The sequence below is a fragment of the Alcaligenes sp. HNGD-HTN06 genome, from assembly GCF_049932565.1.
Classification (GTDB): domain Bacteria; phylum Pseudomonadota; class Gammaproteobacteria; order Burkholderiales; family Burkholderiaceae_B; genus Alcaligenes; species Alcaligenes ammonioxydans.
On record NZ_CP187782.1, the window covers coordinates 605084 to 618999 of the forward strand.

Sequence of the window (13916 nt, forward strand, 5' to 3'; positions counted from 1 at the left end):
GATCAGGGCAGTTGCAACTCTGTGGCTACTTGGGTGGGGTTGTGCTGGAACTGGTAGCCAAACCAGAAGCTGCGGGCGATGCGCTGGGCATATTCCAGTGCCAGCTCGGCCATGGCCCGGTTTTCACGCTCCTGGCAGGTTTCTTTGAACAGACGCAACCATTGTTCAAAGTGACTGGCTTGAATGTGCTGGAGCGACAAGTGCTTGGCCATCGGGTTGCCATTGAAGCCGTCTGTCTTGAGCAGCAAGGAGGACCAGAACTCCTCCATGACGCCCAGATGCGTATCCCAATCCTTGATGCGTTCTGAAAAAATCGGGCCAAGAACATCGTCCATCCGGATACGGTCATAGAAATCCCAGACCAGATCATGAATTTCCTGGCGGGTACATAAAGGATTGAGAGCCATAATATTTTGAATTTAAAGATATATATTTTATCTATCTTATTGGCAGCGCTCGCCGGGGTCAAGCCGGAAAGGAAACATCTGGTTTACACACATTGCTGTGCTTGATTTCACGCAGATTCAACGCCTGTGTCCCTACACTCGACTGCAGTTTCAGAAGTGTAGATGTAGCGTTCTGAACGCTTGGCCGGTCAAGCCGGCAGGGCAAAGGTGGATCAGGTTTTGAACAGCGTTCTTTATAAAACACAAGTATCACGGAAGGTAAATTGCACTAGGCGGGCTGGCAAGCTACGATTACTTTTTGTTGGCTGAATCCTATTTTGTTACAACATGGTGCGCTAGGAATAATGATTACAAAAAGACAGGCCCAAACGCTTTCTTGCGTCATCCCTGGTTTGAATGAAGCAGAAAACCTGCCCGCTTTGCTGCCGGTTCTGGTGGCGAAGTTGCGCGAACTGGTCCCGGATTTTGAAATCATTTTCGTCGATGATGGCAGCACGGACGCAACCCCGTTGGTGGTTGAGCAGTTGCGGCAAACCTATCCTCAACTGGTGTATCTGCAGTTATCCCGCAACTTTGGCAAAGAAGCGGCGTTGACGGCAGGTCTGGAGGCCAGTCGCGGGCAGGTCGTGGTGTGTATGGATGCGGATTTGCAGCATCCCCCCGCCTTGATTGAAGCCATGTTGGAGCGTTGGTCCACGGGTCTGGAAATGGTCTATGCCGTGCGCGAAACCCGCGATGACGAGACCTGGATGAAGCGGGCTGGCACCAGCTTGTTCTACAAGCTCATGCGTACGTCCAATGGCTTGCGGGTGCCACGCGACGCGGGGGATTTTCGCCTCATGGATCGTTGTGTGGTCGATGCCTTGTTGGCCTTGCCCGAGCGCAGCCGTTTCATGAAAGGCTTGTTTGCCTGGGTGGGCTTTCCTTCCGAACCTATTTATTACTCGCCTGCGGAGCGTCTGCATGGTGTTAGCCGCTTTCGTCCTGCAAAGTTGTTGCGCTTTGCCGTGGACGGTCTGACGGCCTTCACCACCTGGCCGCTGCGCTTGCTAAGTTTGCTAGGTGCGATACTGGCCATGCTGTCATTCAGTTATGGCTTGTTCATTATCTTTAAGCATTTGCTCTATGGCGATGCGGTGCGGGGCTGGGCCAGCTTGATTACGGTGGTGCTGTTTTTTGCCGGCGTGAACATGCTGTCGCTGGGTGTCGTGGGCGAATATGTCGCCAGCATCTTTGCCGAGGTCAAAAACCGGCCCTTATATCTGGTTCATCGCCGTCGGGGGCAGGGCTTGTCCTCCGTTCCCGTGCCGTCGCAAAGCCAGGAGCCGAACGCCTCCCAGCGTCAGGCTCCATCAGGGGATTGAAGGTGATTTTTGCCGTTTAATGGGCAAAATGCCGTCAAATGTAATTGAACGCTACAACGATATTCTGATTCATGTCGACAGCCACGACAGTGGCTGCCTCACTCTCTTGGTTTGATCGTGAACGATGAGTATCGATAATTCATTTTCCCCTTCTGGCGCAACGGTCCCACATGGGCAGTCTGATGGGATGGCCTGCTGGCTGCGCCGTGGCGTAGAGCGCCTGGGTACGCTGCCCAGCGCCTGGGTGGGACTGCTCGCACTGCTGTGGTTCGCTCTGACGCTGGGAGTCTACCCCTTGCTGATTCCGGACGAAGGACGCTATGTGGGTGTTGCCCTGTCCATGCTGGAGTCCGGTGACTATCTGGTGCCGCGTCTGGATGGTTTGCCTTTTTTTCATAAGCCACCGCTGCATTACTGGCTCACCGCCTTGAGTCTGAAAGTGCTGGGCGTCAATTTTGTCGGCGCCCGTCTGGTCCCGGCCCTGATGGCCGCGCTGCTGATTGCCGGAATGCATGCCTTTTTGAAGCGTCATGCCAGTCGGCAACATGCCGCCTGGACGGCTTTGATCCTGACCAGCAGTCCTTTGCTGTTCGGCGCTTCCCACTACGCCAATCTGGATATGACAGTGGCGGCCTTGATCAGCAGCTGTGTGCTGCTTGGTGCACATGCCGCCTTGCAAATGGAGCAGGGACGCGCCTATCGGCTGGCATTGATGGGACTGTATGTCATGGCGGGTCTGGCCTTTCTGGCCAAAGGCCTGATCGGGATTCTGATTCCCGGTGGCGTGCTGGTGTTCTGGTTGCTGGGGCGTGGTCAGTGGCGCGTCTTGCTGCGGCTGTTTTCCTGGACCGGCCTGGGCCTGCTGGCATTGGTGGCCACGCCCTGGATGTGGGTCATGCAAGCCCGCTATCCGGGATTTTTCGACTATTACATCGTCTACCAGCATTTCCAGCGCTTTCTGGAAACGGGTTTTAACAACCCGCAACCCTTCTGGTTCTACTTCGCCTTGATGCCGGTGGCCACCTTAGGGTGGACGCCCTTTTTGTTCCGGCGGGGCCGAGGCGCCGACCACACGCCGGATGGCTTGGGGGCGGTACGGGGGCTGATGTTGTCGGCTTTGCTGACGGTCCTGATTTTTTTCTCCATACCCACGTCCAAGCTGCTGGGCTATGTGCTGCCCGCCATGGGGCCCTGGGCTTTTTTTCTGACCGATGGTCTGATCCGCCAAAGCCAGCGGGAGGGGGAAGCGAAAGTAGCGCGTTTTGCTGTCGGGAGTGTGGCGGTTTGCCTCACGGTCTGTCTGGTCGCGGTATTGACCATGGTGCTACGTCCACAGGTCAATAGTCAGGCCTTGGGCCGCGTTCTTGCCGCCCAGTACCACAAGGGAGATCGTATCGTTTATCTCAATGACTACCGCTACGATCTGGGGTTTTATGTACCGGGCATGTCGAACGTCAGTGTGATGGGCCGTTGGGATGATCCGGAGATCATGCATACGGATAGCTGGCGTAAGGAGCTAGTGGAAGCGGCCCGTTTCGAGCCTCATCGCGGGGCGCAGATCTTGATAGACCGGCCAACCCTGCGCCAGCAGTTGTGCCGGGACCGGGCAGCCGTAGTGTGGCTGATCGGTGCGCCTGACGCGGTGCGCCAAAGCCAGGTGCTCAACCATGCCCAGCGCCTGTATGATGACCAGCGCATCGCCTTGTGGCGCTTTGATAGCGATGAGTACGAGCTTATGTGCGGCGAAACGCCCACAGTCGCCCAGCCAGAAATGTCAGCACCGCCAGGCCAATAAGAATCAAGCCCAGCAGCAGGTCGTAACGCAGGCCGGAGTGATTCAGCAAGAAAGCGTAGCTGGCTTCGTTCACGGCGAAGCCAGCAGCCGACACCAGAAAAAAACGGGATAGCGCGGGCAGGAAACGGGCATTCTGGGACCGGAAGGTCAGCCAGTAATGGCCGCCAAATGACACCAGAAAGGCAGTCAGCCAGCCAAAAAGATTGGCCAGCAAGGGCGACAGGCTCAGCGTTTGCACCAGGGCGATTACAATCCCCCAGTGCGTGAAGGCGGCCAGGGTGCCGACCAGAATGAACAGAATGATTTGACGAGACATAAAGCGAAAGCGGAGCGAGCGGTGGCCAAAGACAGGCAGATCAGTATATGCGCGGATGATTTCGGCATGGCCCAGGCAGTAGACGAGGCCATCTTGAGCTTGGCCCAGGCCCGGCGCCTGACAGGAACCTCCTGCCTGGTCGATGGGAACAGCTTTATACAAAATGCTCCAGCGCTGCGTCAGAGTACCTTGCAAAAAGGCTTGCATCTGAATTTTACCGAGTTTGCCGGACAAGCGGGTGTTTATGCGATGCCGCTCAAGCAGGTCATTATTCGCAGCCTGCTGAATCGTCTGGACAGCCAGAAGATCAAGGACAGCGTGGCCCGCCAGCTGGATAAGTTTGAGCAGGTCATGGGACAGGGGCCTGACTACATTGATGGGCACCAACATGTGCATCAGCTACCCATGATTCGTGAGGCCTTGTTGGCCGAAGTGGAGCGTCGCTATGCCGCCCGCTTGCCCTGGCTGCGCTATACCGGCGCTGATCGACTGGCAAGCGGCTTTGCGTTCAAGGACCGATTCAAGGCACGGATTATTGCGGCCCTCGGTTCCAGCCAGTTGTCACGCTTGGCCCGGGCCCGGGGGATCACCTTGAATACCGGTTTTACCGGTGTGTACGATTTCCAGGGAGGCAGGCAGCGCTACGGTGAACTGGTCAGGGCCTGGCTGGCTGTCATGCAGCATGGAGACAGCATGATGTGCCACCCCGCGCTACGCAGCGTGCCTGATGACCCGGTGGGCGCACAGCGGCTGGCGGAGTATGAGGTGCTCGCCAGCCCGCAGCTGCAACAATGGCTGGATCAGTACAGTCTGAGAATCGCCTGAACCGGGTTGCTAGACTTGGGTGGCAGGCAGGCTGTGGCTGCCTTCTCCCAGGCTGCGCTGCATGATGACCACATCAATCCATTGCTGGAATTTATAGCCCACCGCCGGTTGGGTGCCGACATGGGCAAAGCCCAGTGAACGGTGCAATGCGATGGAGCCCCGACTGTCATGGCCGGCGATAATAGCCACCATTTGTCGCCAGGGACCTTTTTCGCACTCCATCACCACTTGTTCCAATAGCGCCTTGCCCAGGCCTTTGCCAATCTGCCCCTGAGCCAGATAGATGGCGTTCTCTACCGTGAAGCGGTACGCAGGGCGGGATCGGTAGCTGGTGGCATAGGCATAACCGACGATTTGCCCATCCAGTTGTGCGACCAGCCAGGGCAGGCCCAGCTCCTGCACCTGGGTAAAACGGCGACGCATTTCCTGTTCGTCAGGCGGGCTTTGTTCGAAGGTCGCCGTACTGTGCAGCACATGATAGGCATAGATGGCTTGCACCGCCGCCATGTCTTCCAGACTGGCGGGGCGGATCAGCAAGGTGCTGGCCTGGCTGCCTTTAGGCAGGGACGAGGCGAAAGGGGCTTGCGTACTCTCGGGGGGGAACATACTATTTTTCCTTTGAACTGATTTAGTTTATCCCGACTTCAGGAGTGTCTATGTCCTTTCCACACCAGTTTTTGACCGAGCAATTGGCCGTCGCCCCTCAGTTGTCGGGAGAGGACATGCAAGCGGTAGCCGATGCGGGCTTCAAAAGCGTTATTATCAACCGGCCTGACCTGGAGGGCGGCCCCGATCAGCCTTTGTCAGCTGATGTGATGAAGGCCGCTCAGGCAGCAGGCTTGCAGGTAGAGTATCAGCCGGTGGTCGGTAGTGCCATTACCCCTGCTGATGTTGCCCGTTTTGGCCAATTATTGGAAGCCTTGCCAGCCCCGACCCTGGCCTATTGCCGCACCGGCACACGTTGTGCCGTATTGTTTCGCGCATTGAACGAAACCTGACCTGGCTCAAGGTTCAGGTGTTTATCCGCTTGTCCTGCGTCTGTAAGCAGCGCTAAGCTATCTGTCTCCATTCAAAGGGGTTATGCCATGTTCAAGAAAATTCTGATTCCAACTGACGGTTCCGAGCTCTCCTCTCAGGCAGCCAACAAGGGCGTGACCTTTGCCCGCCAAATGGGAGCCGAAATTCTGGCTTTGCACGTGACGCAGCCGTTTGCCGCCACGGTGGGTTTTGATGGTATGGCCGCGGCTTACGCCATCACCGACGAGGACTACGACAAAACCGCCAAAGAACAGTCACAAAAATACCTGCAGCAGATTTTGGATCGTGCCGAAACCGCGGGTGTAAAGGCGACCGGTAAATCCGTGTCCAACTTTAACGTGGCCGACGGTATTGTGCAGGTCGCCGAGCAGGAAGGGTGTGATCTGATTTTTATCGGCAGCCACGGCCGCAGTGGTCTGTCTCGCCTGTTGCTGGGCAGTGTCACCATCAAGGTGTTGAACATGGCCAAAAACACCGTACTGGTGTATCGCGTCAAAGAACACGACTGATCGTTTTCAGGTCCCTAAAAAAACCCGCCCAGGCGGGTTTTTTTATCTTCACAGCCTGCCGTGGCCAGGTCTGATCCGCGCGTTTACTGAAGAGGTATGGCATCAAAAAAGCTAGCCTGGGGGCTGGCTGTAGGCACAGTGGCCGCAGGCTTGCGCAGAGCCGGTTTATGGCTGGCGCGGCTCTAGCTGCTGCCTGTGCGTGAGGACAGCTTGCAGCACGATGGCGGTCAGCTCGCCATCTTCACTTTTGCCATTCGGGTGCTGCTCTACAAAATCCAGCAGGGAGCGACGCATGCGCGGGTCCCAGAATTTCTGTATATGGTCGGCAATTTCGCGTAGACCCTGCTCCCGATTGCTCAGGGTTTCAAAGAACTGGCCGATCTGGTTGGCCATGGGAATCAAAGGGACAATATTCATGGTGAGGTGGCCGAGGCAGACTCGGCAGAATTCAGGTAGTGGGGATGGCTGTACAGCGTGAAGCTGCGGTCACGGGCAAAGGCGGCCAGCATGACGCCCAGTTCATCGGCAATCTGTACAGCATAGGTGGTGGGGGCGGAGACGGCCACCACGAAACTGATGTCCATGGCAGCGGCTTTCTGGACCATCTCGAAGCTGGCACGGCTGGAAATCAGCACCATGCCAGAGCGGGGATCAATATCGTTGCGCAGCAGGTGTCCCAGCAGCTTGTCCAGCGCGTTGTGACGGCCAACATCTTCGCGAACGGCCAGGATATCGCCTTGCAGATTGCACCAGGCAGCGGCGTGAGTGGCCCCGGTCAGGCCATGCAAGGGCTGGCTGGAGCGCAAGGCATCCAGAGCCCGGAAGATGGCGTTGGCATCGGGCCGGTGATGGGGAGCTTGCAGACGGGGCAGCGCCCGGCGTACCTCGTCCAGGCTTTCCAGGCCGCACAGACCACAGCCTGTACGGCCTGCCAGCTGACGGCGGCGTGCCTTTAACTGATGCTGACACGCACTGGCAATCTCGATCTGCAACAAGCTGCCACGTTCGCCTTCCAGCACATCCACGCTGCGTATATCGTCTGCATCGCGGATGATGCCCTCAGTCATGGAAAATCCGTAGGCCAGATCTTCCAGATCGCTGGGACTGCATAGCAAGGCGCTATGGCTGATGCCATTGAATTCCAGGGCAACGGCTTGTTCGCGGGCCAGCATGTCCTGGTCCTCCTGGGGCAGGTTTCCGGTGTTGGCTTGCGCCGGGGTACGCGCCTGCCGCCATACGGTGGCAGGGGCACTGGCATCACGAAAATCTGCCTGGCTCACGTGGCAACTCCTTAAGGTCGGTTAGTACGCATCATACTTTCGCGACCGCCGGGGCATGCTCCGGCGAGCAGGGGTGATCCTCCGGGTCTGGCAGGTCCGCGGCGGGGACAGTCTCGCCTTGCAGGAGGCGCTGCTGAATCTCGTTGAAGCGGTTCCAGCGGTTTTGCCACGCCGAGTCGGACGTGACGCGTTGAATCTGCACAGCCGTCACTTTGTACTCGGGGCAGTTGGTGGCCCAGTCCGAATTGTTGGTGGTGACCACATTGGCGCCCGACTCGGGAAAGTGGAACGTAGTATAGACCACCCCTGGCTGCACCCGTTCGGTGACCGTTGCACGCAAGACCGTCTCGCCAGCTCGGCTCTTGACCGAGACTTTGTCACCACTGCGAATGCCTCGGTCCTCGGCATCTGCCGGGTGAATTTCCAGCAAATCTTCGGCATGCCAGGCGACGTTCTCGGTACGGCGGGTCTGAGCGCCCACGTTGTACTGCGACAAGATGCGACCGGTGGTCAGCAGCAAGGGGAACTTGCGGCTGCTGCGTTCTTCAGTCGGGACGTACTGGGTCAACATGAAGCGCCCCTTGCCTCGCACGAATTGGTCAATGTGCATGGTGGGGGTGCCATCCGGGGCCTGTTCGTTGCAAGGCCACTGCACGCTGCCGCCCAGTTCCTGAATGCGCTGGTAGGACACGCCGGTAAAGGTGGGGGTCAGGCGGGCGATCTCGTCCATGATCTGGCTGGGGTGATCGTAGCTCATGGGGTAGCCCAGAGCCCGGGCCAAGGCGCAGGTGACTTCCCAGTCGGCCATGCCGGCTTTGGGCTCCATGACCTTGCGCACGCGCGAGATGCGGCGCTCAGCGTTGGTGAAGGTGCCGTCTTTTTCCAGGAAAGACGAGCCAGGCAGGAAAACGTGCGCGTATTTGGCGGTTTCGTTCAGGAACAGATCCTGCACCACCACACACTCCATGGCGGCCATGGCGGCGGCCACGTGCTGGGTATTGGGGTCTGATTGAACAATGTCCTCGCCCTGGCAGTACAGCCCCTTGAAACTGCCACTTAAGGCGGCCTCAAACATATTGGGAATGCGCAGCCCAGGTTCGGACTGCAGGGGCACGCCCCAGGCCTGTTCAAATTGCTGGCGTACGCTTGTGTCGGAGACATGACGGTAGCCGGGGAACTCATGCGGGAACGAGCCCATATCGCAGGAGCCTTGCACGTTGTTCTGACCACGCAGCGGATTGACGCCCACGCCTTCGCGCCCCACGTTGCCGGTGGCCATGGCCAGGTTGGCAATGGCCATCACCGTGGTGGAGCCCTGGCTGTGCTCGGTCACGCCCAGACCGTAGTAAATCGAGCCGTTGCCGCCGGTGGCGTACAGACGGGCTGCACCACGGATGTCGTCCGCGGACACGCCGCAGATCTCGGCCATGGCTTCTGGCGAGTTCTGGGGCTGGCTGACAAATTGGCGCCACTCCTCAAAAGCGGCCGTATCACAGCGTTCGGCCACGTAGGATTCGTTGACCAGATTCTCGGTAACGATGACGTGAGCCATGGCGGTCATAATGGCGGTGTTGGTGCCGGGGCGCAGCGGCAGGTGGTAATCGGCCTGGATGTGCGGCGAGCTGACCAGCTCGGTCTGGCGCGGGTCAATCACGATCAGGCGTGCGCCCTGGCGCAAGCGTCGTTTCAGGCGCGACGCAAAGACGGGGTGTGCCGCGCTGGGGTTGGCGCCGATCACAATCACCACATCGGTGTGCATGACCGAGTCAAAGGTTTGGGTACCCGCCGATTCACCCAGTGTCATTTTCAGACCATAACCGGTCGGAGAGTGACAGACGCGGGCGCAGGTGTCCACGTTGTTGGTACCAAAGGCGGCGCGAACCAGCTTTTGCACCAGATAGGTCTCTTCGTTGGTGCAGCGCGAGGAGGTGATACCGCCCACGGCGTCACGACCGTGCTGATCCTGAATGCGACGGAACTCGGAGGCGGCGTAGTTGAGAGCCTCCTCCCAGGACACTTCCTGCCAGGGGTCGGTGATCTTCTTGCGAATCATGGGGTTCAGGATTCGATCCTGGTGCGTGGCGTAACCCCAGGCGAAACGACCTTTCACGCAGGCGTGGCCACGATTGGCCTTGCCGTCTTTCCAGGGCGTCATGCGAATGACCTTGTCGCCCTTCATTTCGGCCTTGAAGCCACAACCCACGCCGCAGTAAGCGCAGGTGGTGATGACGGCGTGTTCGGGTTGACCCAGGTCGATGACAGATTTCTCCATCAGCGAAGACGTGGGGCAGGCCTGGACGCAGGCACCGCAGGAGACGCAGTCACTGCCCAGAAAATCATCATTCTGGCCGGCAGTGATGCGCGACTCAAAGCCGCGCTTGTCTACGGTCAGCGCGAAAGTGCCCTGTACTTCCTCACAGGCACGTACGCAGCGATTGCAGACAATGCATTTGCTGGAGTCATAGGCAAAGTAAGGATTGGAGTTGTCGGTGGTGTCGTCCAGATGGTTGGCGCCGTCAAAGCCGTAGCGCACGCTGCGCAGGCCCACGACGCCGGCCATGTCCTGCAGCTCGCAATTGCCGTTGGCAGGACAGGTCAGGCAGTCCAGCGGGTGATCGGAGATGTACAGCTCCATCACGTTGCGGCGCAGCTTGTGCAAGGTGTCGTTTTCGGTCTGCACGACCATGCCTTCTTCCACTAGCGTCGTGCAGGAGGCAGGGTGGCCGCGGCGGCCTTCGATATCCACCAGACACAGGCGACAGGAGCCAAAGGCTTCTAGTGAATCGGTGGCGCACAGTTTGGGAATGTTGATGCCAGCCAAGGCGGCGGCATGCATCACGGAAGTGCCCACGGGCACTTCAATCAATTGGCCATCAATGGTCAGCTTGACCATCTCGGTCTGGGTCGAGGCTGGGGTGCCCAGGTCACGTTCGCGTACGGCGACTGTTTCTTTCATGGTGATCTCCGTCTTAGACCTTGGCCAGGTCCTGCTCGGTTTGCGGGGCCAGTCCAAAATCCTGGGGGAAGTGTTCCAGCGCGGACAGGACGGGGTAAGGGGTCATGCCGCCCAAGGCGCACAAGGACCCGGAGAACATGGTGTCGCACAGATCGCGCAGCAGCTCGACATGGTTGTCCATGTCTTCGCGGCGACGGATCTTCTGGATGGTTTCCACGCCACGCGTGGAGCCGATCCGACAGGGAGTGCATTTGCCACAGGATTCGATGGCGCAGAACTCCATGGCGTATTGCGCCATGTGGGCCATATCCACCGTATCGTCAAAGGCCACCAGACCACCGTGACCGACCATGGCATTGATCTTCATGTAGGCTTCGTAGTCCAGAGGGACATCCCACTGATGCTCAGGCAGATAAGCACCCAATGGGCCACCGACCTGGACCGCACGCAAGGGACGACCGCTGGCGCTGCCGCCACCGTAGTCGTACAAGAGTTCACGTAGCGTGACGCCGAAGGCTTTTTCCACGAGGCCGCCGTTTTTCAGATTACCCGTCAACTGGAACGCCAGGGTGCCGCGCGAGCGGCCCATGCCGTAGTTCTGGTAATAGGCACCGCCCTTGGCCAAAATGATGGGCACAGAGGCCAGGGACACCACGTTGTTGATGACGGTGGGTTGACCAAACAAGCCTTTGATTGCCGGCAAGGGTGGTTTGACTCGCACCATGCCGCGCTTGCCTTCCAGGCTGTCGAGCAGGGCGGTTTCTTCGCCACAAATATAGGCTCCTGCCGCTTTGCGCACTTCCAGATCGAACTCGCGCCCGCTGCCCTGTATGTTCTTGCCCAGCCAGCCTGCTGCACGCGCTGCCTCAATGGCTTCGTTCAATGCTTGCACCGCCAGCGGGTATTCGGAACGCACATAGATGTAGCCATAGGTCGCACCGACGGCCAGACCAGCAATCGTCATGCCTTCTACCAGGCAAAGCGGATCGCCTTCCATCAGCATGCGATCGGAGAACGTGCCCGAGTCGCCTTCGTCGGCATTACAGACAATGTATTTCTGCTGTGCCGGGGTGTTCAGTACCGTGTTCCATTTGATGCCGGTCGGGAAAGCCGCACCGCCCCGACCACGCAGGCCGGAGTCAGTGACTTCTTTCACAATGGCGGCCGGCTCCATGGCCAGCGCTTTGCTCAAACCTTCAAAGCCACCACAGGCCTGATAATCGGCCACGCTGACCGGATCAATAATGCCCACGCGGGCAAACGTCAGGCGTTCCTGATTCTTCAGGTAGGGGATGGCGTCCGTCAGACCGTGACACAAGGTATGTGCACCGCCTTGCAGGAAACCAGCGTCAAACAGGCCAGGCAGATCCTCGGTCTGGACAGGGCCGTAAGCCACACGGCCTTCTGCCGTTTGCACTTCCACCATGGGCTCCAGCCACAGCAAACCGCGCGAACCATTGCGCACAATTTGCACATCCAGACCGCGTTCCTTGGCCTGGGCCGCCAGTTGCCGGGCGAGCTGATGCGCACCCATGGCAACCGCCGCGGTATCGCGCGGAATATAAACGGTAATGGTGCTCATGATTGGGACTCCGGGCGGCTTAGCAGCGCGTCCAGCTTTGCGGGCGTAACGCGTGCGTGGGGAACACCGTCCAGCATGACGGCAGGAGACTGGGCGCACAGGCCCAGACAGTAAACAGGCTCCAGCGTGTACTGACCGTCCTCGCTGTTTTCATGAAAGTCACAGTTCAGACGGCGGCGGGCATGAGCGCTCAGTTCCAGTCCACCCCGCGCCTGGCAAGCTTCGGCCCTGCAGATTTCCAGGGTGTGAGTTGCGTGGGGCTGGCTGCGGAAATGGGCGTAAAAGGAGATCACGCCATGAATTTCTGCCCGTGACAGGGCGAGCTGCTCGGCCAGCACCGGCACCACGGAATCGGGAATACAGGCTAGCCGGTCCTGAATCGTGTGCAATATAGGCAACAAGTTACCTTTTTGACCGGCGTGCTCCTGCACGGCCTGCAAGGCAAGCTCTTCAGGTGTCAGGCCGGACCGGGCCTGTTCCTGCGCATGGGGGGTAGTTTGCATGTCCTGTGTGCGCGGTGCCCGGAACGGGAGCCTGCGCCTCCATATTTTTATGCACAGCCGTGCATATTATTTGATTGTGTTTTCCCCCGTAATCTAACCACTTAAGTACGTAACTTCAATAAGCAATTATTCGCATATATAATGTTTGGTACATGCAGCACAGAACATAAATACGAAAACACGACCGGTCTTAAAAAACACATGACCAAACAAAAATTCAAAGCCCGGCTGCGCTCTGAATGGATTCTGGAAAATGCAGACGGCGTTGAGCTTCCCATGGGAGACGTGCTGCGTCTGTTAGGTGCCATCGAACGATTGGGGCATCTGGCTGGAGCCAGCAAGGAATGCCGGTTTTCCTATAGACATGCCTGGGGCTTGTTGCGCAATGCTGAAAAACAGTTTGATGCGGCCCTGCTGGAGACGTCCCGCCGCAAAGGCACCAAGTTGACCGAGTTCGCCCAGCGTTTGCTGTGGGCGAACCGGCGTCTGGATGCGCGCCTGACGCCAACCCTGGAGAGCATGGCTTCCGAGCTGGAAGAGGAACTGGGTCGTTTGTACGCTCAACCCTTGGACCGTCTGCGGTTTCAGGCCAGCCATGGATTTGCGATTGAAGGCTTGATGCGCTTTGCCAACGAACGCGAGGGTTTGCCTCTGGAGCTGCGTTACCGCACCGCGATCGAGGCCTTGGCCTCATTGGAGCGCGGGGATTGCGATCTGGCCGGCTTTCAGGTGCCAGTGGGTGAGTTTGAGGCGGCGGCTTTGCGCCGGTACGGACAGTGGCTGTCACCGGCGCGTCACCGACTGATTTTTCTGTCTACCCGACGCACAGGCCTGTTTGTGGAAAAGGGCAACCCCAAGAACATCACGGGCATGGCGGATTTGCTGCGGCCCGATGTGCGCTTTGTAAACCGGCAGATGGGTTCCAGCACCCGCTTTCTGGCTACCTTGCTGCTGGGTCAGTTAGGGGTAAACACGAATGCGGTGCTGGGCTTTGAAACAACAGAATTGACGCATATGGCGGTGGCAGCGCATGTGGCCAGTGGCATGGCCGATACCGGCCTGGGCGTGGAAACGGCGGCCAGCCGTTGTGGGCTGGAGTTCATACCCCTGGCGCAGGAACGTTACTTCATTGCGCTCGAGCAGGAGTTGCTGGATAAGGCTCCTATGCAGCAATTGATGAACGTGATTGGCGGTTGCGCGTATAGTCAATTTATGGAAGATCTGGTGGGTTACGACCCACGGGGGCTAGGTCAGATCATGACGCTGGAACAGGCATTTGGGCGGGCTGCCGATTTGCTTTGGCGTTAAGCCCCTTTGCATGACGAAAACACACACCATGAG

General features: G+C 58.4%; 14 protein-coding genes. 6 read left to right on the plus strand and 8 right to left on the minus strand.

The features are described from left to right. Window positions 1–2: 2 nt before the first annotated feature. Window positions 3–407 carry a group III truncated hemoglobin gene (locus ACOZ42_RS02815; RefSeq protein WP_003803768.1) on the minus strand — a complete coding sequence of 135 codons (405 nt, stop codon included), beginning with the start codon at window positions 405–407 and terminating at the stop codon, window positions 3–5. A 344-nt stretch (window positions 408–751) separates the two neighbouring features. Here ACOZ42_RS02815 and ACOZ42_RS02820 point away from each other — a divergent pair, with 344 nt between their 5' ends. Both ACOZ42_RS02820 and ACOZ42_RS02825 read left to right on the plus strand, forming a co-directional pair. Continuing rightward, complete coding sequence (locus ACOZ42_RS02820) at window positions 752–1771, plus strand: glycosyltransferase family 2 protein (RefSeq protein ID WP_003803766.1); 1020 nt, start codon at window positions 752–754, stop codon at window positions 1769–1771. 124 nt (window positions 1772–1895) lie between these two features. Beyond that, complete coding sequence (locus ACOZ42_RS02825) at window positions 1896–3566, plus strand: ArnT family glycosyltransferase (RefSeq protein ID WP_237714450.1); 1671 nt, start codon at window positions 1896–1898, stop codon at window positions 3564–3566. Here the strand turns inward: ACOZ42_RS02825 and ACOZ42_RS02830 are convergent. After that, window positions 3505–3882, minus strand: coding sequence for a GtrA family protein (locus ACOZ42_RS02830; RefSeq protein WP_039943765.1), 378 nt, complete (start codon window positions 3880–3882; stop codon window positions 3505–3507). The two genes, ACOZ42_RS02825 and ACOZ42_RS02830, sit on opposite strands and share 62 nt — an antisense overlap. Before the next feature lie 66 nt (window positions 3883–3948). Here ACOZ42_RS02830 and ACOZ42_RS02835 point away from each other — a divergent pair, with 66 nt between their 5' ends. Continuing rightward, complete coding sequence (locus ACOZ42_RS02835; RefSeq protein WP_100214885.1) at window positions 3949–4707, plus strand: ChbG/HpnK family deacetylase; 759 nt, start codon at window positions 3949–3951, stop codon at window positions 4705–4707. 9 nt (window positions 4708–4716) lie between these two features. On the opposite strand, the gene ACOZ42_RS02840 is transcribed toward ACOZ42_RS02835, so the two are convergent. Beyond that, entirely contained in the window at window positions 4717–5313 is a 597-nt protein-coding gene (locus ACOZ42_RS02840) for a GNAT family N-acetyltransferase (protein ID WP_426345529.1), read from the minus strand. Between the two features lie 50 nt (window positions 5314–5363). On the opposite strand from ACOZ42_RS02840, the gene ACOZ42_RS02845 reads away from it, so the two are divergent. Beyond that, window positions 5364–5705, plus strand: coding sequence for a TIGR01244 family sulfur transferase (locus ACOZ42_RS02845; RefSeq protein WP_003803759.1), 342 nt, complete (start codon window positions 5364–5366; stop codon window positions 5703–5705). A gap of 87 nt (window positions 5706–5792) precedes the next feature. Then, a complete protein-coding gene (locus ACOZ42_RS02850) occupies window positions 5793–6254 on the plus strand; it encodes a universal stress protein (RefSeq protein WP_003803758.1) in 462 nt (153 codons plus the stop codon). 165 nt (window positions 6255–6419) lie between these two features. Here the strand turns inward: ACOZ42_RS02850 and ACOZ42_RS02855 are convergent, their stop codons facing one another. The 5 genes from ACOZ42_RS02855 to ACOZ42_RS02875 are packed head-to-tail and all read right to left on the minus strand — an operon-like array spanning window position 6420 to window position 12575. Further along, window positions 6420–6671, minus strand: coding sequence for a formate dehydrogenase subunit delta (locus tag ACOZ42_RS02855; RefSeq protein ID WP_003803755.1), 252 nt, complete (start codon window positions 6669–6671; stop codon window positions 6420–6422). Continuing rightward, window positions 6668–7534, minus strand: coding sequence for a formate dehydrogenase accessory sulfurtransferase FdhD (gene fdhD, locus ACOZ42_RS02860; RefSeq protein WP_003803754.1), 867 nt, complete (start codon window positions 7532–7534; stop codon window positions 6668–6670). Before fdhD ends, ACOZ42_RS02855 begins: the two co-directional genes overlap by 4 nt. A gap of 31 nt (window positions 7535–7565) precedes the next feature. Next, complete coding sequence (fdhF, locus tag ACOZ42_RS02865) at window positions 7566–10490, minus strand: formate dehydrogenase subunit alpha (RefSeq protein WP_003803752.1); 2925 nt, start codon at window positions 10488–10490, stop codon at window positions 7566–7568. A 13-nt stretch (window positions 10491–10503) separates the two neighbouring features. Beyond that, on the minus strand, window positions 10504–12072 hold the full coding sequence (locus tag ACOZ42_RS02870) for a formate dehydrogenase beta subunit (protein ID WP_003803749.1): 1569 nt from the start codon (window positions 12070–12072) through the stop codon (window positions 10504–10506). Next, the gene (locus ACOZ42_RS02875; RefSeq protein WP_426345530.1) at window positions 12069–12575 is read right to left on the minus strand and encodes a formate dehydrogenase subunit gamma; all 507 of its coding nucleotides are present in this window, start codon (window positions 12573–12575) and stop codon (window positions 12069–12071) included. The genes ACOZ42_RS02870 and ACOZ42_RS02875 overlap by 4 nt, the downstream gene beginning before the upstream one ends. A 201-nt stretch (window positions 12576–12776) precedes the next feature. Here ACOZ42_RS02875 and ACOZ42_RS02880 point away from each other — a divergent pair, with 201 nt between their 5' ends. Further along, a complete protein-coding gene (locus tag ACOZ42_RS02880; RefSeq protein WP_039943870.1) occupies window positions 12777–13883 on the plus strand; it encodes a substrate-binding domain-containing protein in 1107 nt (368 codons plus the stop codon). Window positions 13884–13916 lie beyond the last annotated feature (33 nt).